The sequence below is a fragment of the Pilosibacter rotomagensis genome, assembly GCF_045062245.2.
Classification (GTDB): domain Bacteria; phylum Bacillota; class Clostridia; order Lachnospirales; family Lachnospiraceae; genus Pilosibacter.
In genome coordinates, this window is record NZ_CM170323.1 from 3,257,769 (window position 1) to 3,281,408 (window position 23,640).

21 protein-coding genes and 5 tRNA genes are annotated in these 23,640 nt (G+C 49.1%); 5 read left to right on the forward strand and 21 right to left on the reverse strand.

What is annotated here, in order from left to right; translation table 11 throughout:
- Positions 1-119 precede the first annotated feature (119 nt).
- On the reverse strand, positions 120-1,343 hold the full coding sequence (gene tyrS / locus ACI3EW_RS14615) for a tyrosine--tRNA ligase (protein ID WP_015553064.1): 1,224 nt from the start codon (positions 1,341-1,343) through the stop codon (positions 120-122).
- A gap of 706 nt (positions 1,344-2,049) precedes the next feature.
- On the opposite strand from tyrS, the gene uraA reads away from it, so the two are divergent.
- Entirely contained in the window at positions 2,050-3,303 is a 1,254-nt protein-coding gene (uraA, locus tag ACI3EW_RS14620; protein WP_405579459.1) for a uracil permease, read from the forward strand.
- Between the two features lie 327 nt (positions 3,304-3,630).
- Positions 3,631-4,893, forward strand: a complete 1,263-nt coding sequence (locus tag ACI3EW_RS14625) for a M20/M25/M40 family metallo-hydrolase (protein ID WP_405579457.1) — start codon at positions 3,631-3,633, stop codon at positions 4,891-4,893.
- Between the two features lie 136 nt (positions 4,894-5,029).
- Here ACI3EW_RS14625 and atpC read toward each other — a convergent pair whose 3' ends face one another.
- From atpC to ACI3EW_RS14685, 12 genes are all read right to left on the reverse strand, one after another.
- A complete protein-coding gene (atpC, locus tag ACI3EW_RS14630) occupies positions 5,030-5,434 on the reverse strand; it encodes an ATP synthase F1 subunit epsilon (protein ID WP_015553059.1) in 405 nt (134 codons plus the stop codon).
- Positions 5,435-5,445: 11 nt separating this feature from the next.
- On the reverse strand, positions 5,446-6,837 hold the full coding sequence (atpD, locus tag ACI3EW_RS14635; RefSeq protein WP_021904594.1) for a F0F1 ATP synthase subunit beta: 1,392 nt from the start codon (positions 6,835-6,837) through the stop codon (positions 5,446-5,448).
- Positions 6,838-6,999: 162 nt separating this feature from the next.
- Complete coding sequence (gene atpG / locus ACI3EW_RS14640) at positions 7,000-7,875, reverse strand: ATP synthase F1 subunit gamma (protein ID WP_329751307.1); 876 nt, start codon at positions 7,873-7,875, stop codon at positions 7,000-7,002.
- A 15-nt stretch (positions 7,876-7,890) separates the two neighbouring features.
- The gene (gene atpA / locus ACI3EW_RS14645; protein ID WP_021904592.1) at positions 7,891-9,393 is read right to left on the reverse strand and encodes a F0F1 ATP synthase subunit alpha; all 1,503 of its coding nucleotides are present in this window, start codon (positions 9,391-9,393) and stop codon (positions 7,891-7,893) included.
- A 98-nt stretch (positions 9,394-9,491) separates the two neighbouring features.
- Complete coding sequence (gene atpH / locus ACI3EW_RS14650) at positions 9,492-10,040, reverse strand: ATP synthase F1 subunit delta (RefSeq protein WP_405579450.1); 549 nt, start codon at positions 10,038-10,040, stop codon at positions 9,492-9,494.
- A complete protein-coding gene (gene atpF, locus ACI3EW_RS14655) occupies positions 10,028-10,543 on the reverse strand; it encodes a F0F1 ATP synthase subunit B (protein WP_021904590.1) in 516 nt (171 codons plus the stop codon). Before atpF ends, atpH begins: the two co-directional genes overlap by 13 nt.
- Positions 10,544-10,612: 69 nt before the next feature.
- Positions 10,613-10,867, reverse strand: coding sequence for an ATP synthase F0 subunit C (atpE, locus tag ACI3EW_RS14660; protein WP_015553054.1), 255 nt, complete (start codon positions 10,865-10,867; stop codon positions 10,613-10,615).
- A gap of 113 nt (positions 10,868-10,980) precedes the next feature.
- Positions 10,981-11,673, reverse strand: a complete 693-nt coding sequence (gene atpB, locus ACI3EW_RS14665) for a F0F1 ATP synthase subunit A (protein WP_015553053.1) — start codon at positions 11,671-11,673, stop codon at positions 10,981-10,983.
- 89 nt (positions 11,674-11,762) lie between these two features.
- Complete coding sequence (locus tag ACI3EW_RS14670) at positions 11,763-12,149, reverse strand: hypothetical protein (RefSeq protein WP_021904589.1); 387 nt, start codon at positions 12,147-12,149, stop codon at positions 11,763-11,765.
- 116 nt (positions 12,150-12,265) lie between these two features.
- Positions 12,266-12,574, reverse strand: a complete 309-nt coding sequence (locus ACI3EW_RS14675; protein ID WP_021904588.1) for an AtpZ/AtpI family protein — start codon at positions 12,572-12,574, stop codon at positions 12,266-12,268.
- A gap of 330 nt (positions 12,575-12,904) precedes the next feature.
- Entirely contained in the window at positions 12,905-13,513 is a 609-nt protein-coding gene (locus tag ACI3EW_RS14680) for a hypothetical protein (RefSeq protein ID WP_405579445.1), read from the reverse strand.
- Between the two features lie 725 nt (positions 13,514-14,238).
- Positions 14,239-15,345, reverse strand: a complete 1,107-nt coding sequence (locus ACI3EW_RS14685; protein ID WP_118531094.1) for a M20/M25/M40 family metallo-hydrolase — start codon at positions 15,343-15,345, stop codon at positions 14,239-14,241.
- A 464-nt stretch (positions 15,346-15,809) separates the two neighbouring features.
- Here ACI3EW_RS14685 and ACI3EW_RS14690 point away from each other — a divergent pair, with 464 nt between their 5' ends.
- Entirely contained in the window at positions 15,810-17,354 is a 1,545-nt protein-coding gene (locus ACI3EW_RS14690) for an AbgT family transporter (protein WP_405579442.1), read from the forward strand.
- Between the two features lie 325 nt (positions 17,355-17,679).
- Here ACI3EW_RS14690 and ACI3EW_RS14695 read toward each other — a convergent pair whose 3' ends face one another.
- Complete coding sequence (locus ACI3EW_RS14695) at positions 17,680-18,306, reverse strand: nuclease-related domain-containing protein (RefSeq protein WP_329751309.1); 627 nt, start codon at positions 18,304-18,306, stop codon at positions 17,680-17,682.
- A gap of 382 nt (positions 18,307-18,688) precedes the next feature.
- Between ACI3EW_RS14695 and ACI3EW_RS14700 the strand changes: the two genes are divergently transcribed.
- A complete protein-coding gene (locus tag ACI3EW_RS14700; protein ID WP_405579439.1) occupies positions 18,689-20,227 on the forward strand; it encodes an AbgT family transporter in 1,539 nt (512 codons plus the stop codon).
- A 214-nt stretch (positions 20,228-20,441) separates the two neighbouring features.
- Here the strand turns inward: ACI3EW_RS14700 and ACI3EW_RS14705 are convergent, their stop codons facing one another.
- Positions 20,442-20,966, reverse strand: coding sequence for a C-GCAxxG-C-C family protein (locus tag ACI3EW_RS14705; RefSeq protein WP_483880000.1), 525 nt, complete (start codon positions 20,964-20,966; stop codon positions 20,442-20,444).
- Positions 20,967-21,246: 280 nt separating this feature from the next.
- Between ACI3EW_RS14705 and ACI3EW_RS14710 the strand changes: the two genes are divergently transcribed.
- A tRNA-Gln gene (locus ACI3EW_RS14710) sits at positions 21,247-21,319 on the forward strand.
- A gap of 254 nt (positions 21,320-21,573) precedes the next feature.
- Here the strand turns inward: ACI3EW_RS14710 and ACI3EW_RS14715 are convergent.
- From ACI3EW_RS14715 to ACI3EW_RS14740, 6 genes are all read right to left on the reverse strand, one after another.
- Positions 21,574-21,647, reverse strand: a tRNA-His gene (locus tag ACI3EW_RS14715).
- A 36-nt stretch (positions 21,648-21,683) separates the two neighbouring features.
- Positions 21,684-21,757, reverse strand: a tRNA-Arg gene (locus ACI3EW_RS14720).
- Between the two features lie 23 nt (positions 21,758-21,780).
- Positions 21,781-21,851, reverse strand: a tRNA-Gly gene (locus ACI3EW_RS14725).
- A 92-nt stretch (positions 21,852-21,943) separates the two neighbouring features.
- A tRNA-Pro gene (locus ACI3EW_RS14730) sits at positions 21,944-22,018 on the reverse strand.
- A 489-nt stretch (positions 22,019-22,507) separates the two neighbouring features.
- Complete coding sequence (locus ACI3EW_RS14735; RefSeq protein WP_405579437.1) at positions 22,508-23,032, reverse strand: metallophosphoesterase family protein; 525 nt, start codon at positions 23,030-23,032, stop codon at positions 22,508-22,510.
- Positions 23,033-23,035: 3 nt separating this feature from the next.
- The gene (locus ACI3EW_RS14740; protein ID WP_118297378.1) at positions 23,036-23,638 is read right to left on the reverse strand and encodes an XTP/dITP diphosphatase; all 603 of its coding nucleotides are present in this window, start codon (positions 23,636-23,638) and stop codon (positions 23,036-23,038) included.
- Positions 23,639-23,640 lie beyond the last annotated feature (2 nt).

Sequence of the window (23,640 nt, forward strand, 5' to 3'; positions counted from 1 at the left end):
GCAGGGAACTTATTCCAGCCCCCTGCGCAGCTTATTTTTTATAAAATATTTACCGAAAAACTCTGGCTTCACCCAATCTTCCGGATCATACTGCATTCGTGAATGCATTCTGCAATATATTATTTAACAACCACGCGGCGGAAGTTCTTCTTACCACGCTTTACAACGATTCCTTCACCGGAAAGCTGCTCTTTCGTGTATACAGCCTTAATGTCCTTCACGATCTCACCATCTACGGAAACGCCGCCCTGCTCTACGTTTCTTCTCGCCTCAGAACGTGATGCGCAGAGGCCGGATTTCTGTACGATGGAAAGGAGGTCGATCGAACCATCAGAAAGATCCGCGTCGGAAAGCTCTGCTGTCGGCATCTCTGCCGCAGCGCCGCCTGCGAATAATGCACGTGCGCTCTCCTGTGCTTTCTTTGCTTCCTCCTCGCCGTGAACAAGGCTTGTGAGCTCGTATGCGAGGATCTCCTTCGCCTGATTTAACTGGCTGCCTTCCCATTTGTCCATCTCATCGATCTGCTCAAGCGGAAGGAATGTGAGCATCCGCAGGCACTTTAATACGTCTGCGTCGCCGACGTTTCTCCAGTACTGGTAGAACTCAAACGGAGTCGTCTTATTCGGATCCAGCCATACAGCGCCGGACTGGGTCTTACCCATCTTCTTGCCCTCAGAGTTTAAGAGCAGTGTGATCGTCATTGCATGAGCGTCTTTTCCGAGTTTTCTTCTGATAAGCTCTGTACCGCCGAGCATGTTGCTCCACTGGTCATCGCCGCCGAACTGCATATTACAGCCGTATCTCTGGAACAGCTCGTAGAAGTCGTAGCTCTGCATCAGCATGTAGTTGAACTCTAAGAAGCTTAAGCCCTTCTCCATTCTCTGCTTATAGCACTCCGCGCGGAGCATGTTGTTGACGGAGAAGTGCGGTCCGATCTCTCTTAAGAAATCGATGTAGTTTAAGTTCATAAGCCACTCAGCATTGTTTACCATCATGGCTTTTCCCTCGGAGAAGTCGATGAAACGGCTCATCTGCTTTTTAAAGCAGTCGCAGTTGTGCTGGATCGTCTCAACCGTCATCATGGTTCTCATATCGGTACGTCCGGACGGATCGCCGACCATGCCTGTGCCGCCGCCGATCAGCGCGATCGGCTTGTTTCCTGCCATCTGTAAACGTTTCATTAAGCAGAGTGCCATGAAATGTCCAACATGAAGGCTGTCCGCGGTCGGGTCAAAGCCGATGTAGAATACGGCCCTTCCCTCGTTTACCATTTTACGGATCTCTTCTTCGTTTGTGACCTGCGCGATCAGTCCGCGGGCCTGTAACTCTTCGTAAACTCCCATTTTTGTTTACTCCTTTTCTGTAATTTTCTGCGGATATTCGTTTCTTCCGCCTGTGTTGGTCTCTATATGAAGACCTGCTATCCGGACGAAGCGCTCTTTCTCCTGCTGCCTGACTCTTTCAGTCTCTGTCCACCCCGCCAATTCCGGCACTGAACATTCTCCTTACAGGTACAAAAAAGCCCCGTCCCTTGTTTCCCAAAAGGACGAGGCATACGCTCGTGTTACCACCTGATGTTCCCGAAACGCTCGCACGCTCCGGCTCATGGAGTCCTCATCATAAAAGACCCCGGCATTTCTAACGGGTGCCAGTTCCGTCACAGCCTACTCGCGTTCCGCCGGAATATCCGGTCTCCTCTTTCGGTGTGCAGCTCCGGGATGTATTCAGAAAAAGAAGTCCGCGCGCCTCTCATCCACCGGCAGCTTTCTGTGCGGAGCAGGTCATTTCCCTACTTGTTCCCTTCATCGCTTTTCCATTATATACCGCATGCTTTAACGCGGCTATATGGGTCATTATATGGAGATTCCAAAGCTTTGTCAAGAGCGGAAGCCCTGAAATTCGTTAACTTCATATCCTTTCCTGCAATTTCCCCCTGATTTTTCTGGACAAATAACAAGAATGTGATAGAATAGAAAAAATGCCTGAAACCGGGAACGTCCGGCGCAGGCGCAAGTACTGAAAAACCAATTGTTCTCAAGGAGGTCCCGTATGGAAAGCCATAAGATCATTCAGGTGGACGAAAAGGTTCCCTTTAACCTTCTGATCCCCCTGAGCATCCAGCACATGTTCGCCATGTTCGGCGCATCTGTTCTCGTTCCGTTCTTATTCGGAATTAATCCAGCCATCGTTCTTTTCATGAACGGTGTCGGCACCCTCATGTTTATCTTTATCACAAAGGGAAAAGCTCCCGCCTATCTCGGTTCCAGCTTCGCGTTTCTCGCTCCTGCCGGTATCGTGATCGCAAAGTTCGGATATGAATATGCCCTCGGCGGATTCGTTGCCGTCGGTTTCGTCGGATGTATCCTCGCATTCATCATTTACAAGATCGGTTATAAATGGATCGACATCGTTCTTCCACCGGCTGCCATGGGTCCGGTCGTAGCCCTGATCGGTCTGGAGCTCTCCTCCAGCGCAGCAAGCAACGCGGGACTCTTGGACGAGACCATTGATCCGAAGAATCTGATCGTGTTCCTCGTAACACTTGGCTTTGCCGTTTTCGGTTCTGTCCTGTTCCGGGGATTTTTATCTGTTATCCCGATCCTGATCGCCGTGATCGCCGGATATATCGCTGCCGTTGCATGTGGGATCGTTGATTTCTCTGCGGTTGCCGCTGCCCCGATCTTTGCGATCCCGAACTTCACCGCTCCAAAATTTAATATGGAAGCGATCATGATCATCATGCCGGTCATCCTTGTCATCACCTCCGAACATATCGGACATCAGGTCGTAACAAGTAAGATCGTCGGCCGCGACCTCTTAAAGGATCCGGGACTTCACCGCAGCATCTTTGGTGACAACTTCTCCACCATGGTATCCGGTCTCATCGGCTCCGTACCGACGACCACCTACGGTGAGAACATCGGCGTTATGGCTGTCACAAAGGTTTACAGTGTTCAGGTCATCGCCGGAGCAGCCGTGATCTCCATCATCTGCTCCTTTATCGGGAAATTATCGACCCTGATCCAGACGATCCCGGGTCCGGTCATCGGCGGAATCTCCTTCCTGCTCTACGGTATGATCGGAACCTCCGGCCTCCGCATTCTGGTCGACTCAAAAGTCGACTACGGCAAAAACAGAAACCAGGCACTGACTGCCGTGATCTTTGTAACCGGCCTCTCCGGGATCAAGGTGAATTTCGGCAATGTGCAGCTCACAGGTATGGTCCTTGCATGTGTTGTCGGCATGATTTTAAGCCTGATCTTCTATCTCTTTGATAAGATGAAGCTTACAAATGATCAGTAAAAGTAACAAAGTGTAACCATCTGGAATAAAACGTAAACTTGCAGGTTCTGCTCCGGTATGCGGTTCATCTCCGCTATCGTTTCAGAACCTGCTTTTTATTTTTTCTACAGCCTGCCCCGCACACATTTCCCCGTCCTTTTTATTTTTTACTCCCGGCTCATTCAAACCGATACTTTTTTTCTGCCCTCTTTTCCCTTTTGTTATCTGACGATATTTCCTATATAAACTATACTTACAGAATTATTAGTTTTCTCTGTTTTATTTACAAATTTTCTTTTTCGCGCTATGATATTTCTATCATATACAAATCGAAAGGATGGTTCCCACATGAAAGAAGCGATTCAGACACTTATAACGTCCGACAAGATGGCTCACGCCTTCGAATACCTGAAACAGGATGAAGCGCACACCATCGACCAGCAGATCGAGCTTGTTCAGATCTCCTCCTTCAGCCCATTTGAGGAGAAGCGCGCGATCCGTTTTAAAGAGCTTCTGACCGAGGCAGGTCTCGATCCGGTGATGGATGAGGTCCACAACGTATACGCCCATATCCATGGAACCGGTAATGGTCCGACTCTCTATGTCTCCGCTCATCTGGACACCGTATTCCCGCCGGAAACTCCGCTCCCGGTGAAACGCGAAGGAACAAAGATCTACTCGCCCGGAATCGGCGATGATACCCGTGGACTGGCTGAGATCCTTACGCTGGCAAGAACCATCAAAGAATCCGGCTTAAAACCGGTCGGAGATATCATTATCGGCGGCAATGTCGGTGAGGAAGGTCTCGGAGACCTCCGCGGCATGCGCCACTTCTTCTCGAAAAACGCCGACAAGGTTGACGGTTTTATCTCCGTTGACGGTGCAGGCTGCCTGATCTGCCACGGCGGCACCGGAAGCCACCGCTACGAGGTAACCTTCCGCGGACCGGGGGGACATTCCTTCGGCGCCTTCGGCCTTGTCAATCCGATCTTTGCCATGGGCCGCGCCATCTCCTATATCTCTGAGCTCCGCACCCCGAGAGAACCGAAGACTACCTTCTCCGTCGGTGTCGTAAACGGCGGAACCTCCATCAATGCCATCGCATATGAATGCTCCATGCTTGTCGATATCCGTTCCAACGGCTTAAAGGAGCTTGAAGAGCTTGATGCAAAGCTTCAGGAGTGCATCAAACGTGCAGTTGAGGATGAAAATAACCGTTGGGAAACCGAGCGTTCCTACGAAGAATCTAAGGACAGCTTCGATCACAACGGACGTATCACTGTGGAAGTAAAACAGATCGGAAACCGTCCGGCAGGAAGCCAGCCGAAGGACTGTGAGATCGTGAGCGCCACAGCCTCTGCGTTCCAGGCATGCGGCGAAGATGTAGAATTCGAAAGCGCAGGAAGTACCGATGCAAATATCCCGATCAGCCTCGGAATCCCTGCGATCTGCGTCGGCGGAGGCGGAAAAGGCGGTGCCTGCCATTCTGTTGACGAGTGGTATGACAGCAAAGACGCCTATAAGGGATCTCAGAGAGTCCTTGCGGCGATCTTCGCGCTTGTGGGACTCGATGGGGTAAGTGAGCCGCTGCTTTCCAGGCGGAAAAAATAAGCTCCGCGCCAAAATACCTTTTGTCTCCAACATCATAATATAAAACAGCATGCCGGAAAGTCTCCTGTAAGTCCTGCTTACAAGCGTTCTTCCCGACATGCTGTTTTATTTTCCACTGCGTTTCACAGTTCTATCTTTAGTTTCCATCCACCAGCGACAGTCTCACCAGCGCCCGCTTCAAAGCGGCTTCAGCGCGATCAATATCGGTCTGTGGATTCTTTTCCGCCAGACGTCTCTCTGCGCGGATCCTGGCTTCATTGGCTCTCTTGCCATCGATGTTTTCCGGCCACTCGCAGGCTTCCGCGAGGATCGTTACCTTCTCCGGCAGGATCTGTAAAAATCCGGAAAGCAGCGCCGCTTTTTTCACGCCGTCTGCCCCGTGGATCTTAAGAACGCCCGGTGCAACCGCGACGACCATCGGGATATGCTTCGGATAGATTCCGGCTTCCCCGTCTGCCGTGTTGAGCTCCACCATCGAAACCTCTCCGTCGAAAAACGCCTCATCCGGCGTAACGATCTGAAGTCTCATCATTTCCGCCATGTCCACACCCCCTATTTCACGCGGGCGAGAACATCATCAATATTTCCTGCGTTGAGGAACAGATTCTCCGGTATATCGTCATGTTTGCCTTCGAGGATCTCCTTGAAGCCCTGGATCGTCTCGGAAAGCGGAACATAGCGGCCTTCCAGACCGGTAAACTGTCCAGCTACGAAGAACGGCTGGGATAAGAATCTCTGGATCTTTCTCGCACGGGATACGGTAAGCTTATCTTCCTCGGAAAGCTCATCCATACCGAGCATTGCGATAATATCCTGAAGCTCCTTATATCTCTGCAGCACTTCCTGTACGCCGCGGGCAACCTTATAATGCTCCTCACCAACAATACGCGGATCAAGGATACGGGACGTAGACTCAAGCGGATCTACAGCCGGGTAAATACCAAGCTCTACGATAGAACGGCTGAGTACGGTCGTCGCGTCCAGATGGGTAAAGGTATTTGCCGGAGCCGGGTCTGTTAAGTCATCGGCCGGAACGTAAACTGCCTGTACAGATGTGATGGAACCGTTCTTTGTGGAAGTGATCCGCTCCTGGAGGGCACCCATCTCTGTCTGTAAGGTCGGCTGGTAACCTACGGCTGACGGCATACGTCCGAGCAGCGCTGATACCTCGGAACCAGCCTGACTGAAACGGAAGATATTGTCGATGAATAACAACACATCCTTTCCGCCTTCGTCACGGAAATACTCTGCCATGGTAAGACCGGTAAGTCCCACACGCATACGGGATCCCGGCGGTTCGTTCATCTGGCCGAACACCATGGTTGTCTTATTGATAACGCCCGAATCGGACATTTCATAGTAAAGGTCATTTCCCTCACGGGTACGCTCACCAACGCCTGTAAATACGGAATATCCGCCGTGCTCTGTCGCAATATTTCGGATCAGCTCCTGAATCAGGACTGTCTTACCTACACCGGCACCGCCGAACAGACCAATCTTTCCACCTTTCTGGTACGGGCAGAGGAGGTCAACGACCTTGATACCTGTCTCAAGGATCTCTGTCTCTGTGGACTGTTCCTCAAAGCTCGGGGCTTTGCGGTGGATCGGGAGCTTTTTCTCCGTCTTCGGAGCCTCTTTATTGTCGATCGGCTGTCCCAGAACATTGAAAATTCTTCCAAGTGTCTGCTCACCGACCGGCACCATGATCGGTCCGCCGGTCGCTACGGCATCCATGCCGCGGACAAGACCGTCGGTGGGACCGAGAGCGATGCATCTTACCGTATCATCACCGAGATGCTGGGCAACCTCAACCGTGAGGACCCCGCCATCCTTTGTGGTGATCTCAATGGCGTCATTGATCTCAGGCAGCCCGCCCTGGGGAAATTTGATATCCAGAACGGCACTGATGACCTGAGTAATTTTACCAATGTTTTTCTCTGCCATCTCACTTCTCCTTGTCTCTATCATAACTATTCAGCCACTCAGGCCAGCGGTAAAAATCCATTCCAGCACATCATGCCGACTGATTTCTGTCTCATGTATGCTGTCTTTTACCTCCAGCACCGCAAGTACGCAAGTCTGCCAAATAATTACTCATATTTCTTTTTAACCATCGATGGCATTCGCGCCCGCGATGATCTCTGTCAACTCCTGAGTGATAGATCCCTGACGCGCACGGTTGTACTGCAGCGACAGTTTTCCGATCATCTCTTCCGCGTTGTTCGTCGCCGAATCCATTGCGGTCATTCGCGCGCCGTTCTCACTGGCAACGGCCTCCAAGAATGCCCCATAGATCAGGCTGCTCACATACTTCGGAATAATTGCATCCAGAACTTCGTCCTCGTCCGGCTCATAGTTCATAATGAGAAGATCCGGCTTTTCTTCTTTTACTTCGCCCTTTGGCCCTGCTGCCGCAAGATCCACCGGAAGAAGCTTTAAGAACGTTGGGATCTGGCTTACGGTATTTTTGAACGCCGTGTACGCCAGATAGATCTCTCCGATCTCATTCTTCTCAAACATGGCTAAAAGCTTTTTTGAGATCTGCTGCGCGTCGGAGTAGAGCGGCTCGTCGATCACATCGGAGTAATCCGCTTTGATCTCATAGCCTTTCCTTGCGAGTCCGTCGCGTCCTTTCCGTCCGATCGCGAAGATGAGGGCGTCCTCTTTCGGGATCCCGCTCTCCGTCACGAGACGGATGATGTTGGAGTTATATCCGCCGGCAAGTCCGCGATTGGAAGAAACGACGATAACTGCCTTTTTCTTCGAATCCCCGCTCTTTAAATAGCGGTGCCGGATCCCGGTGGATTTCTTCAGCATCTCCTGGATCGTCTGGTACATCAGATTGAAGTACAATCTCGAATTTTCCGCCTTCGTTCTGGATTTCTGGAGTTTTACAGTGGCAACAAGTTTCATGGCTTTGGTAATCTGCTCGGTACTCTCAATACTGGATTTCCTTCGTTTAATATCTCTCATGGTTGCCATGATACATCACCTGCCTTATCTTGCTGCCTTGCACTCTTCAATAGCTTTTTTCAGCAATTCTTCAGTCTCCGGTGTCATCTGCTTCGCCTCGCGGATGCTTGCCGGGATCTCCGGATACTTTGTATCGATAAACTTAAACAGCTCCTTCTCAAAATCAAGAACCTGATTTGTCGGAATATCGAGGAGATATTTCTTTGTCGCCGCGTAGATAATGATGACCTGATACTCGACCGGCATCGGCTGATACTGCGGCTGCTTTAAAACTTCACGGATGCGTTCGCCCTGGGCAAGCTGTTCCTTTGTGCTGGCGTCAAGCTCGGAACCGAACTGGGCGAAGGAAGCGAGCTCGCGGTACTGGGCAAGCTCCACACGGATCGGGGCAGCGATCTTCTTCATCGCCTTGATCTGTGCCGCGCCGCCAACTCGGGATACAGAAAGACCCGCGTTGATCGCCGGACGGAAACCGGAGTTGAACATCTCGGTCTCCAAGTAGATCTGTCCGTCTGTGATGGAGATGACGTTTGTCGGAATGTAGGCCGATACGTCACCCGCCTGCGTCTCAATGATCGGAAGTGCGGTAAGGGAACCGCCGCCAAGGTCATCGGAAAGTCTGGACGCGCGCTCCAACAGTCTGGAATGCAGATAGAAAACATCGCCCGGATATGCCTCACGTCCCGGCGGTCTCTTAAGAAGCAGGGACAGGGTACGGTACGCCGCCGCATGCTTACTTAAGTCATCGTAAACGACAAGCACATCCTCGCCGTTCTCCATCCACTCTTCACCGATTGCGCAGCCGGAATACGGGGCAATATACTGTAACGGGGCAAGGTCAGAAGCTGTGGATACGACAAGTGTCGTGTAATCCATCGCGCCGAACTCCTCAAGAGTTTTCACGATTGTCGCAACTGTTGATGCTTTCTGTCCAATTGCAACATAAATACAGTGAACTCCCTGTCCCTTCTGGTTAATAATCGTATCGATCGCGATCGCCGTCTTACCAGTCTGACGGTCGCCGATAATAAGCTCACGCTGTCCGCGTCCGATCGGAACCATGGCATCGATCGCCTTGATACCTGTCTGAAGCGGGGTATCTACGGATTTTCTCTCGATAACACCGTGGGCAACACGCTCGATCTTTCTGAATTTATCCGTAAGGATCGGACCTTTTCCATCGATAGGCTGTCCTAAGGCATTCACGACACGTCCTGTCATGGCATCGCCCACAGGAACCTCAACGACACGTCCTGTCGTCTTTACGGTGTCTCCCTCACTGATGCTTGAGGAATCACCGAGCAGAACCGCTCCGACGTTGTCCTCCTCAAGGTTTAACACCATGCCGTAAACCTCTCCCGGAAATTCCAGAAGTTCTCCCTGCATGGCATTCTCAAGACCGTGGATTCGTGTAATGCCGTCCGCTACCTGGATGACAGTACCCACGTCAGAGACTTCCAGCTTCGTCGAATATCTTTCGATCTGCTCTTTGATGACCGAGCTGATCTCTTCTGGTTTTAAATTCATTTGAGGTCTGCACCTTCTTTCTTTTCCATTTCATCACGTAACTGTTCAGTATAATTTCTGCTGCCGGACTGCTGTTTCCGGTCCCGGATCCGCCGGGATCACGCCAGCTGCAGCTTCATTAAGTCTCTCCGGATCTCCCCGAGTCTTGTCCTGATGCTGCTGTCCACCACGCGGTCACCGATCCTGATCACGAGTCCGCCGAGGATCGCAGGATCGACGCTATAGGTAACTTCCAGACTCACAAAAGCTGTGGTCTCCAAAAGCTTCGCCTCCGTATGGGCTTTCTGCTCCGCAGAAAGTTCTACCGCGCTTGTGACAGTTACGATACCGATCTTTTTATATTCCTTTACACGATTCACAAAATAGTCGAGGATCTTTGGGAGCTCCTTCTGCCGTCCCTTTTCGATCACGGTCTCAAGAAATCCCATCAGGTCATCGGAAGCTCTTCCTTTAAAGATATTTTCCACGACCTTTAACTTCTCTTCTTTTATGATCTGCGGATGGTTCAAAAATTGTACAAGGTCTGCATTCTCCATGAGGATCGTCTGCAGTGACTGTACTTCCTCATATACGGGCGACAGCATATCCCGCTCCATGGCAGCTTCAAACAGCGCGTCGCCGTAGACCTTTGACACTAACTTTGCCATGTGCTCTCACCCATTTCCTTTAAAGTCTCCTCGATCAGGGAATCCTGGATCTTTACATCCATGGAAGCGGCAACCGCCTTCTCTGCCATCAGGGACGCAATGGAAACGATCTCCGTCTTCATGTCCTCAAGCGCTTTCTTCTTCTCCAGCTCGATCTCCCGGTTTGCCCGGTCAACGATGCGGTTTGCTTCCTCTCTCGCTTCCGCTAAGATATCAGCTTCCTGCTTTTTCGCTTTTTTCCTCGCTGCATCGAGAATTTCCTGCGCCTCTTTGTCGATGGACTTTATTTTATCCTCATACTCTGCTTTCAGCGCGAGCGCATCTTCGCGGCTTGTCTTTGCCGTTTCCAGATCACCCGCGATCCGTTTTCTTCTTTTTTCCAGTACTTCACGCGCCGGATTAAAGAGGAAATACGACATTACAAAGAACAGGATAAAAATATTGATTCCCGTGATCACAATGTCGTTGATCCATTGAGGGTCAAAATTTATTAACCGTTCCAAGGTCTCATCTCGCCTCCTTTACAAACTTCCGCGCATACCCGGAAGTTTTTTCCTGTTCCCATATCCGGATCAACCGAACGGCTTAACGAACATAAGGATAATGGCAACAACAAGACCATAAAGACCGGTCGTCTCGGCAACGGCCTGTCCAAGAAGCATGGTCGATGTAATATCAGATTTCGCGCCCGGGTTGCGGCCGACTGCAGATGCGCCGAAACCAGCGGCGATACCCTGTCCAACACCAGGTCCGATACCGGCGATCATCGCGATACCGGCGCCGATTGCTGAGCAAGCATGGATCAAATCCTGTCCTGTAATATTCATAGATAAAACCTCCTGTAAAAAAATTTTATAGCTGTCATTCACAGCTACAGGCAAAATCCTTTCCGATCGACTGCGTCGATGGGGTCCTGCCTTCCCTGTTCCGCCCTGCGTTCCTACAGTTTATCATTTACATAGACCATAGTCAGCATGCAGAATACGTATGTCTGGATACACCCGGAAAACAGGTCGCAATACACATGAAGTGCGGCCGGAATACCGATTTTTAATAAGACCGGCATCATTCCGTACCAGAGACCCATGATAATAACTCCGGACAGCATGTTCGCGAACAGACGAAGGGAGATCGAGATCGGATTCGCAAATTCACCGATCAGATTGATCGGGAACAGCACCGGGAGAGGTTGAAACAGTCCCGTAAAGTGTCCGACACCATGATTTTTGATTCCCTGGTACTGTACGATCGCAAACGTGACCAGACCAAGAAGGAACGTAACACCAAAGTCGGCAGTAACCGTTCTCAGGCCGAACAGACCGCTCAGGTTGCAGAACAAAATAAACAGAAAAATCGTTCCGATATAGTTCGCAAACCGGTTCGCTGAACTGCCAAGAATCCCTGTGGTCATATTTTCCAGCATTTCCATACCGAATTCGATGATATTCTGGAATGTTCCAGGTACATCCGTCGCATGTTTTAATGCACGGTTCGCGGCTATCACCAGAATCAGCAGAACGATCGTAACGATCGTCATTCCGACCGTTGTTGTCGTCAGCCAGAGTTCATGACCGAAGAGATGGTATTTCACGATCCCGTGAATCATGAAATCAGCACCACTGCCACCACTCATTCTTTTTCCTCCTTTCCTTAAAACTCCTGAAAGACTGCTGTCTGTTCCACAACAGCAGCGTATAAGACTCTATCCGTCAAGCCTGAAGATCAGGCCATACGGTCGGTTCGTTTCTGAAGTACCGGATACACATAAGCTCCGGTCTTCAAGCCCAGTGCGCCGAGAACGACTGCTAAAAGGTTGATCGTCGTAAATTTCCATAAAAGGCACACCAGTATTACCGCGCACAAGCTGCGGATCAGCGAATGGATCACCATCTTTTTGCTGCTGTACGCCCCATCAGCCGATTCCACACAGAGTTCCGTGGATCTCGCAATACTGATGAGCAGTACCTCCGCCGCCGCGGCTCCGATCAGCACTCCGGCGATCACCGGAACGGTTCGGAAAAAAATAAGGCAGATGAGAAGCAAGATCATATTATGGATCAGAATCCCGATGCTCATTCCCACTACCTGTCTCTTTGTCTTATCACTCACGATTGTTCCACCCTTTCAATTACCCTGCCGAGGCTGTCTTCTGCCGGACAGTTCCCTGCTGCTTCATATTCCGCTTTCGTTTACGGGTACCATCTTCTTTGCCGTCCCTTCGGCTGTCACCGCCATCTTTTGGGACGGTCAGCACCGTCTCCGGTTCCGAAACGGCTCTCCCACTGCTTTACCTGCTCTTTCTTTTCCCTGTCTTCGTCTTCTTTCTCTCTGTCTACGATATGCTTCGCCATCTTATATGCACTCAGACCGCCCGAGAGGACACCCAGGATCAGGAAGATCAGAACGGTATGAAGTCCGGTCTTTTTATCGATCCAGCTTCCGAAAAGCACACAGATAAGGACCGGTGTCACAACATTGAGTCCGAGCTGGGTGATCAGCACCAGGTTTTCGAGTCCGTTTTTTTTCTGACGCATTTTCTCCCACCTCACTTACCGCGTAACGCATACCGCCATTATACTAAATATTTGCGGATTTGTCCATTTCTACGCATCGACTTTACAGATATTTCGTAAATTCTTTTGTCAATAACATGGTATATTTGGACACATATGGATAATTGTCCAAAAATCACCAGGTGTATTTCTGGATAAAAGTCAACAGGATTCATGTTTCTCCTATATTTGTATATAGGAAAAAGGGACACAGATACTTCCATGTCCCTTCATTTTTTCCTATTACTTTATTTTCTTATGTATCAGTTTCACGGACCCGTCAGATGTTTTCCCTTACAGTCCGTCTCTGTTTTAGTAGTTCATTCCGGTGATTGCGAGCTCTCCATCCGCAGTGACACCAAGAATGATGTTCGGAGCACCGTCACCGAGGACGATCCCGGCCATAACCGGCTCCAGGGAATCGACATCCACCTTTTCGATCGCAGCCTCCATCTCATCGGAGAAGATCTCTGCCGGATCCAGTTTCATAAAGTCTTCCTTCGTATCGACCATGCCTCCGTTCGTCTTCACACAGGAGACAAAGGTTGGGAAATCGATGTGGTCCGCAAGCCCCTCCATATCTTTATTCTTTACAATCGCGATGATCTCTTTTGCGTAGGACTTATAGTCTGTCTTCTCGAGCTGGGCAGCCGCCTGGCTCTGAAGCTTCGCCATCTCCTCATCAGAGATCTCTGCAACCTGCACGCCCTCAGAACTCTCGTCCGTCTCAAAAGCTCCCGGTCCTTCCGCCATCTTTGGGTCTACATTGGAGAGATCCGGTTTTGTTGTATCAACGGCGGATGTCTCCGCTGCGGAAGCCTCCACAGCCGCTGTTGTCTCCTGAGTGTTTTTTGAGCCGCATGCTGTCGCCATCACTGCTGTCACGCAGAGTGCCACTGCTAACAATACATGTTTTTTCATAATACAATATTCCTCCTCTGATCTTATCCGGTCCATCCGGATCCGTGTCCGGCAGATTTTTACCGGGTACCCGGGCTTCCTTCTATTCATAAATGTACCTGTCTCACTGTATCAGAACTATACCACGCCCTCTTTTTCCTGACAATAAACAATTTCTAAAGAAATGGTTATTTTTTCGTTAGAAAATCTCCATTTATTTTATTTTCCTTTTAGAGTTTCTCCATACTTCCGTCACATTCTTCCTGTATACTTTGTATCATAAAAGATACCAATCAGTTAAAGACATCACGAAGCGTTTTTAAAAGACGAAAGACGAGGCGTGTAGCGCCTGATCAGGTATATATAAAAAATGGGGCCGGCAGGCAAATGAAATGCGCGCACATTTATGCCGGACTCGACTAAACATAATTCTCGGATCCCTGTGATCCAGGATTGACATATATTCGATACTCATACATCCCCCTTTTTTAGTATTTGTGTGAAAAAACTCCGGTATGCCAGAACCGGAGTTTTTTCATGTCTGCAATTAAATGTCTCTTGACCCGTTCGCTCATCCCGCACGTTCACTTGCAGCATTCTGTATCTTCACACATGCGTATATCATTCAGTATTTCGTGCCTGTTGTGCAGCAGAAAGTTCATTGAGATTTTCTCCTGAGTAACAAGTGAAAAAACGGGACAGCCTTTGAATCCGGCCGCCCCGTTTTTATCATTTCTTCTTAAAATTTAGTGTGTTAAAAGATCCAGTACCAGCTCTGCGCACTTGTTCAGATCATCGATCTTCAATGTTTCTCCAGTCGTATGTACCTTTGTCATACCTGTGGAGAGTACGATCGGCTTGATCCCGTGAAGTGCCATCACATTCGCGTCGCTTCCGCCGCCGCCTTTTGCGGTCACTGCCTGATATCCAAGACGTTTGCAAGACTCAAAGACTCTCTGCACGATCGGATCATCATTTTCCACGTTAAAGCTTACATAATTTGTCTTCAGCTCGATCTCAAGCTTTGCTCCCATCTCGTCGCAGGCATCCTGCAGGCACTTCTGCATATGCGCAGCCTGGGCATTTAATTTATCGAGGTTGCGGCTTCTGACTTCTGCCACAAATTCTGCCTTCTCCGGAACGATATTGGTCGCATATTCCGCCTTCAGGGTTCCGATATTGCAGGTAGTCTCCTCATCGATTCTGAGCAGGTTCATCTTTGCGATTCCCTTCGCTGCGACCTGGATCGCACTGATTCCCTCTTCCGGTGCAAGACCCGCATGGGAAGATTTTCCAATGATCGTCGCGAAGATCTTGATCTGCCCCGGTCCACAGGTTAAGATCTTTCCAATATCACCGCTGGCGTCAAATACCATCGCTTCTTTTCCTTTAATCATGGACAGATCCATATTCTTGACACCGTTCATACCACCTTCTTCGCCGATCGTAAATAAGATCTCTGTATTGCGGCACGGAATATTCTGTTCTTTGATCACCTTGATTGCTTCCATGATCGCTGCGATTCCGGATTTGTCATCGCCCGCAAGGATCGTGGAGCCGTCTGTATGGATGATCCCGTCATCGACAAGCGGTCTGATGCCATTGCCCGGAGTCACCGTATCCATATGTGCACACATGATCGTCGGATCACCCGGGATCGTTCCCGGAAGATATGCGCATACATTAAATCCATTGGAGCCAAAACCTTCCCCGGCTTTGTCGGTCTTTACTTCCAGTCCAAGTACTTTAAGATCCTCAACCAGCTTTTCCCCCATCGCTTTTTCATTCTTTGTCTCACTGTCGATCATAACATAATCAAAGAATGTGTCGAGCAGTCTCTTCTCATTTATCATGGCATTACCCCTCCTGTTTTACATGCAAAATACCGGCATTTCGTTCTTTTGCATCACAATTTTGTGTTTTTATTCTAACATGGATCTGCTGTCTCCGCAAGAATCCACACTGCCCTGATACAGCGCTTTTCCATGCCGGCACGCTTCATATTTTCTCCGCGATTCCCCGAAGATCCATGATTTTTCCTCATCCGCTCCTTCAGCGCGCCGGAACTCACCTCTTTATTATTGTCTGAATTATCTGAATTATTTATTCTTTATTAACAATATAAACTGTAACAACTTTTTCACTAAATAAAAAAAGGTGTGGACAGATGTTTACAAAAGATATATAATCAATTCATAAAAAGTTTATATTCTTTATTCTTAACAAAGAATTAACTTTTTCTCAATCGGCGGAATTGCTGGAAATCTCCCTGTTTTTTCAGTTATTTCGTACTTTTACTATTGCAGGAGGTTTCTGTATGAGCGAAAACACCACTAGTACCACTAAGCAAACCTGGCTCGACAAGGCGTTAACAGTCGTTGAAAACGTATGCAACAAACTTCCCGACCCGGTAATCCTGTTCTGCTGGCTCTTCCTTTTCACGGCGATCATCGGTACGATCGCAACGGTAGCTGGTGTGAGCCTGATCAACCCGGCAACAAATGAAGCCGTTGTTTCCCAGAACTTCTTCTCGGTAGACGGACTCCACTGGTTCCTTGACAATATGGTAAAGAACTTTACCGGTTTCGCACCGCTCGGTCTGGTAATCTCCATGACCCTCGGCATCGGTCTCTGCGAGGAGTCCGGTCTCGTAATGTCCCTCTTAAAGAGCTGCTTAAGCGATGTTCCTCCGGCACTCGTTCCGTACCTTATCGCATTTGTCGGCACGATCGGAAATATCGCTTCTGATACTGCGAACATCATCGTTCCTCCGATCGCCGCTCTTCTCTATATCGGTGCCGGAAAGCATCCGGTTGTAGGTATGATCTGCGGATATGCAGGTGCAAATGCAGGCTTCACTGCAAACCTGATGGTTGCAGGTACAGACTCCCTGCTTCAGGGTCTCACAAATGACGCAATCAAAGGTTTCCTTCCGGAGACTACCTTCCAGGTAGATGTTACCTGTAACTGGTTCTTCATGATCGCCTCCACAATCCTCTGCTCTATCGTGATCGGTGCTGTTTGTACAAAGGTTGTAGAGCCGCGTTTCGGAAAATACGAAGGTTCCTCCGATGAAAAGATCGAAAAACTGAGTGCTTCTGAGAGTAAAGGTCTCCGCTGTGCAGGAATTACAGCGATCATCTACATTATCATCCTCATTGTTGGATTCTTTACTGGTCCGTTAGCAGGTGAGAATGGTGCCTTCGTTGGTTCTCCGCTCTTAAAAGGCCTGATCCCGATCCTGTTCGTATTCTTCTCGATCTGTGCGATCGCATTTGGTTTTGGTTCCGGTTCCTTTAAGAAATCCGGCGACATCAGTAAAGCTATGAACAAACAGATGGCAGCAATGGGCTCCTATATTTCCTTCTGTTTCTTCTGCGGACAGTTCCAGGGCTTATTCAACTGGACAAAACTCGGTACACTCCTCGCAATCGGCGGCGCTGACATTCTTCAGTCCGCAGGATTCACAGGTATCCCGTTATTTGTATGCTTCATCCTCGTTGTAACATGTGTAAACATCTTCATGTCATCCGGTTCCGCAAAATGGGCGATCTTCGCTCCAATCTTCGTTCCGATGTTCATGCTCCTCGGTTATCATCCGGGCTTTACACAGTTACTTTACAGACTCGGTGATTCCCCGACAAACGCGGTTACTCCGATGTCCCCGTATATCTGGATGGTTCTCGCAACTGCTCAGACCAAGTACATGAAGGACTTAAAGATCGGTACCCTGATCTCCAACCTTCTTCCGATCGCAGTGATCCTCGAAGTGATCTGGGTTGTCTTCTTTATCATCTGGTACCTCATCGGTCTTCCGATCGGTCCGGGTGTCGGTTCCGTTCTTCCGGCAGGAATCATGTAAATTATCCGATCCTGCAGAATTACATAACTGAATACGTTTATTTCGCCAGGGCATGTGAAGTGCCCTGGCGTTTTTTGTCTCATCTATGTCGGTCTCCGGCCACCCCGGAACACCGAATGTCCCTATGCATAAAAAGAAGGTGCCTCGGCACATTCGGCATCTCGCGCGGTCGCTTGCGACAACCTTCATCTTCGCGCGAGTTAGGCACGCAGTGCCTTTTTATTTAACAGGAAGTTCCATCGGAGTTTCCTGTTAAATAAAAAACAGGTGATCCGCTTGCCAGACCGCCTGTCTCATACCCTTTATTCTGTTTTCCGGTCCTCTCCTACTTTACAAGTCCTTTTATAATAGAAGAAACCTTATCATAGTCATACTGGACTTCTTTCACGCCGGACTGTTTTTTATACCAGCTTTTCAGTTCCTGATAAGTCGTGGAATAAGAACCATATCCGAGATACAGTTCCGGAGTCTGGTAGTTATCTGCAAAAACGACCATCGGCATAACCTTTAAATTATGGACTCCGTTTTCTTCCATGATCTTTCCGATCTCCTCCGCACCTTTCTTTAAATTAAGAAGCGGATTTTCAAATTCTTCTTTTCTTTTTGCGTCCTCTCGCCGCCACATTGCTCCGTCCGGAGTTCCGTATATCTTAATTCCCCAGCCATAAGTTCTTACAAGGTAAACGCCTCTCTTATCCATAAGGACCGCGTCAAACGTCATTTTTCCTTCCGGCAGATTTAAAGTCGCGTTCTTTAAAACCTCACCGGGCTTTCCACAGATCTTTTTCAGCCGCGCGGAGACCTTTTCTACAGCCTTTTCGTGATTCCGCTGTTTGTTCATGTGTTTCGCGATCAGCCAAAACACCATCACACCGGCCAAAATGTAGGCAAAGAACATAAAATAGTCCTGCGCCGAATGAAGTTTCCATGTCTGAAAGTTTCCACCAAACATATTTTATCCTCCCAGGTATTCAATTAACCGCACATTGGCACTTGCTGCCACTGACAGTCTTTTTTGAATCCGTCAGGCAGGATTCCTTTATTATCTGTCATCACGTTTCATGCACGATACTTTATCTTAACACGAAACCACTATAAACGCAATAATCTTCTCATATTCGCCATTTCCTGATTTGTGCATTTTTACCAAATATTTATCATTCCATTTAGCGAAATCTCCGGCTTTTTTTCCAGTTTTCTAATTTAAAAATAAAAATTATAAACACTTTATAAAAAACATATAGCTTTTTCGAACCCTTTATAGTATAATATCCATGTAAGCGGGATCTCGGGGGTTTAGATCCCGTAAATTAAGTTTACAGGAGGTTTTTCAAATGAGTGAAAACACTACCGCTAAGAAAACCGGCGTGGACAAACTGATTGATGGTATCGAAAAAGTTTGTAACAAATTGCCGCCGCCAGCGATTCTGTTCTGCTGGCTTTTCCTTATCACAGCCATCATCGGCTGCATCTTCAGTGTAATGGGCGTTGCCCTTACAAACCCGGCTTCCGGAGAGGTCGTAACATCTGCGAACCTGTTCTCCAAAGACGGCGTTGACTGGATCTTAGGCAACATGGTAAAGAACTTTACCGGTTTCGCTCCGTTAGGTCTGGTTATCACAATGACACTCGGTATCGGTCTCTGTGAGGAGTCCGGAATGCTGATCTCCATGCTGAACAGTTCCTTAAAGAACGTTCCGGCAGCTATGATCCCGTATGTAATCGCATTCGTCGGTACAGTCGGAAACATCGCTTCCGATACAGCTATGGTCGTTATCCCGCCGATGGCTGCCATCGTTTACATGGGCGTTGGCAAACACCCGGTAGTTGGTATGATGGTTGGTTACGCAGGTGCTCAGGCCGGTTTCACAGCAAACCTGATGGTTGCCGGTACTGATACTCTGTTACAGGGTCTTACAAACGATGCGATCAAGGCATTCATCCCGGATACAACATTCCAGGTTGACCCGACCTGTAACTGGTTCTTCATGATCTTCTCCACCTTGCTCTGCGCAGCAGTTATCGGATTCTGTTCCGTACATATGATCGAGCCGCGTTTCGGAAAATACGAGGGTGCCGGAGAAGCAAAACTTGAAGAAGTTACTCCGCAGCAGAAGAAAGGTCTTAATGCTGCAGGTCTTACCGCGATCATCTACATCATCATCATTGCAATCGGATTCTTCACCGGTCTTCTTTCCGGCGAGAACGGTGCGTTTATCGGATCCCCGCTCTTAAAGGGCCTGATCCCGATCCTCTTCGTTCTGTTCTGTCTCTGCGGTCTTGCATACGGTTTCACTGCAGGTACCTTCAAGAACGCTGTTGATGTCAACAAGGCAATGTCAAAGCAGATGGCCGGCATGGGTTCCTACGTTCTGTTCTGCTTCTTCTGCGGACAGTTCCAGGGCTTATTCAACTGGACAAAGCTTGGTACACTCCTTGCGATCGCAGGTGCTGACGGACTCGAGGCTGCAGGTTTCACAGGCATTCCGCTCTGTGTAGCTTTCATCCTTCTCTGCTCCTTCGTCAACATCTTCGTATCCTCCGGTTCCGCGAAGTGGGCTATTTTCGCTCCGATCTTCGTTCCAATGTTCATGCTCCTCGGTTATCATCCGGGCTTCACACAGTTACTTTACAGAATCGGTGACTCCCCGTTCAACTGCTGGACACCGATGTCCGCATATATCTGGATGATCTTAAGTGTTGCTCAGACAAAGTACGTTCCGGATCTCAAGATCGGTACTCTGATCTCCAACATGATCCCGATGTCCATCGTTCTTCAGATCGCATGGATCATCGTAGTTGTTATCTGGATGTCCATCGGACTTCCGTTCGGACCGGGCGTAGGCGTTGCTCTTCCGGCTGGAATCCTCTAATTCAGAGTATAGCAGCTTGCAAAGCTTATTGTGTAAAATATAAAGGCAGGACGACCCGTCGCTTTTGCGGCGGGTCGTTTTTTGCTTAAAACTCACCTCCATGGCATCTTGATACCTCAGAGATGAGTTCTTTTCTTCTCAAAACCGGAAATTCAATTCTTCGCCCGAACTGCCGCTGCAAGCAGTTCACCGCAGCACGCCGAAGTTGATTTTATTATTTCTGGTTCTCTTTCAGATGTCTCTCCAGAATATCCGCTGCACAGGCTGCGAGCTCTGCACACGGGCGCTTTTTATAGTAGCTCTCCGTTCTCGCCTCCGGCACCGGATTCGTATCCGTATTAATCCCGGCCAGCAGCTCCCGGCAGATGTAGCTTCCGTTCTCGTTCTTGAACGTCGTTACAAGCTCCTGAATTTTCTTATAGTGATCCTGCTTCGCCGCTGCCGCCTTCGGGTCTGTATAGCCTTCCAGAGCCCCACAGACCAGTGCCATTCCGCTGACACAGCCACATACCTCCCGAAGTCTTCCGAGGCCGCCGCCAAACGAGGACGCCAGGCCTGCCGCCATCTCTCTGCTGATCCCCCGTGCTTCCAGCTCCTCAGCAAATGCCAGCGTCACCGCCTGGGAGCAATTGTAACCTTCCCGGAACAGTTCCCGCGCGCGGTCCCCGCGGCTTTTTTCACAGACTGTTTCATTTTTTGTTGGTTTTTCCACAATATCCATCGGCTTATTCTCTGCCATTCCTTCTACCCCTTTCGTATCTTTCCCGTTACCATAGCATATACTGTGTAACAAAATTTTCCAATGCTTCGCATTCCGAATCGGCAAAATCCTCGATCGCAGCGGTATCATACGGAATTTTCAGTTCGTAAAATCCCTACTCGCGAAAAATAACTCGCTTTTCTCTTTGTCACTGTTCCGAAGAACCTTTGCTTGTATTTTTCCATGTCTTATGGTAAAATAATATCGTTATGGTTGTATCAAAGATTCAGCCACATTCATATGACAGCGAATCATTTCCTGGGCCATCGCCAAGCGGTAAGGCACAGGACTTTGACTCCTGCATTCCACGGGTTCGAATCCCGTTGGCCCAGGAAATGATTCGCAAATCCAGTGCTTGTAATTTTTATTATAAGCACTTTTTTTATCTGTTTGCAACAGGAAATCTAACCTCTGAACGCGGTTAAAGCTCCCGGAAGTTTTTAATAGCTATCACAAACCATTCCAGAACCAACGATGGGGCAGAGTTCTTATGAACTCCGCCCCATCCATTGACATAGAACCTATTAACACAGCAGCTTCCCCAACAAAACAAAAAGCCCCGGGAACTGCTTCCCAGGGAAATACGGGTGGATACAGGGATTCGAACCCTGGGCCTCCAGAGCCACAATCTGGCGCGCTAACCAGCTGCGCTATACCCACCATAATATAAAATTCGAAATCGCACTTGATTTCAAATGAGCCTGAAGGGATTCGAACCCCCGACCCACGGCTTAGAAGGCCGTTGCTCTATCCAGCTGAGCTACAGACTCATTATGCTTTTTCGCAAAAGCAAAGCGGGTGATGGGAATCGAACCCACGTATCCAGCTTGGAAGGCTGGTGTTCTACCATTGAACTACACCCGCAGGAAAACTTTGTTTTATTTTCGCTGACTTGAATATTATATCTCATATCCGTTCATCTGTCAACAACTTTTTTATCTTTTTTTCGATAAAAATCGGGGTGACAGGATTCGAACCTGCGACCCCCTGGTCCCAAACCAGGTGCTCTAGCCAAGCTGAGCCACACCCCGGAATTTCTGCGAAGCATTTGAAAAGCAAAAGTTCACTAAATGCGTTTAAAATTATACCGTGAACGCGATAGATTGTCAACCATTTTTTTGAAATCTTCCAATAAAATTGCAGTCCACGTTACCCTCCAAGCCATTAAAACCCGCGACCGTCACTGCAGTCAGCGGGAAGCTTCTGACTAAGGACCTCGATCCAGGCATCTACTTTTTCTTAACTCGCAGGTATAACTGTTTCAGCAAAGGGTGACTGTATTCTCGACACTACCAGCGGTGAGCTTCCGCCCAGGAGTGCCTTGATCCGGGGATCTGGTTCCTCTTAGCTCGCGGGTGACTGCGTTGGGACGCAGAGACCGCACTGTCTGAGCGAAGCGAGTTTGCGGTATCTGTGTCCCGCCCTTAGCAGTCTCCCGGGAGCTTAGCGGAACCATCCCCGCATCCCTGGGCGCTCCTAGGCGGAAGCTCACCGCGTCCCCCTCGCCAATATGAATCCACTTAATACAACCCCGACGGAACATCCCGATCCTGATCCACATAACAGACCGTATAATGCGCCTCCCCATTCCGGTCGATCTCCATCAGCATATACGATGGTTTTCTCCCGTCCTGTCTCGGATAAGAAAGACTTCCCGGATTCAGCACCACAAGCCCATCCTCACAGTACTCCAGATGCGGCTTGTGGGTATGGCCAAACATGACAATATCCACCTTTCTGGCTCTCGCCTCTTCCTTGATCGTCTCCAGCTCAAACGATACGCCGTACATGTGACCGTGAGTCAGAAATGCCCGGTATTTCCCGATGGAGATCTCCTTCTCCTTGTCTGTCTGGGAAAAAAAATCATTATTTCCGCGCACAACATGGATCACGCAGTTATCATTATTCACCCATTCCTTAAAATAGATCTCGCTGCCCTCGGTATCCCCCAGATGGATCAGCATATCGAACGGGGACTGTTTTTCAATAATTGCCCTGAGATTTCCATCTCTTCTGTGGGTATCGCTCACGATCAGAATTTTCATACCTTACTCTCCGATTTCTTCTGCAAGACATTTTTTCATCGCCCGAAGCGCTTTACCGCGGTGGCTGATGGCATTCTTCTCATCCATAGTGATCTCCGCCGATGTCTTCCCGTATTCCGGAAGCATCAGGATCGGATCATAGCCGAATCCGCCGGCACCAGCCGGTTCATGCGCAATCACGCCTTCCATCGTTCCCTCCGCTGTCAAGGTTCTTCCATCCGGAAGGACCGCTGCGATCACACAGACGAAGCGCGCCGTGCGCTTCTCCTCCGGGACACCGTCCAGACGATGGATCAGATTCCAGTTCTTGATCTCATAGGAAGTCTTCTCCCCCATATACCGCGCGGAGTAGACGCCCGGCTCCCCGTTTAAGGCATCGATCACAAGCCCGGAATCATCCGCGAGAACGATCCCACCGGTCTTCTCCCAAACAGCTTTTGCCTTAATTAACGCATTTGCCGCGAATGTATCTCCATCTTCCACAATATCAACATCCACGCCTGCCTCCTTCATCGACAGGATCTCCGCTCCGAGGTCCTTTAAGATCTCACGGATCTCCCGCATCTTTCCGGCATTTGATGTTGCAAAAACAATCTTATGTTCCATGT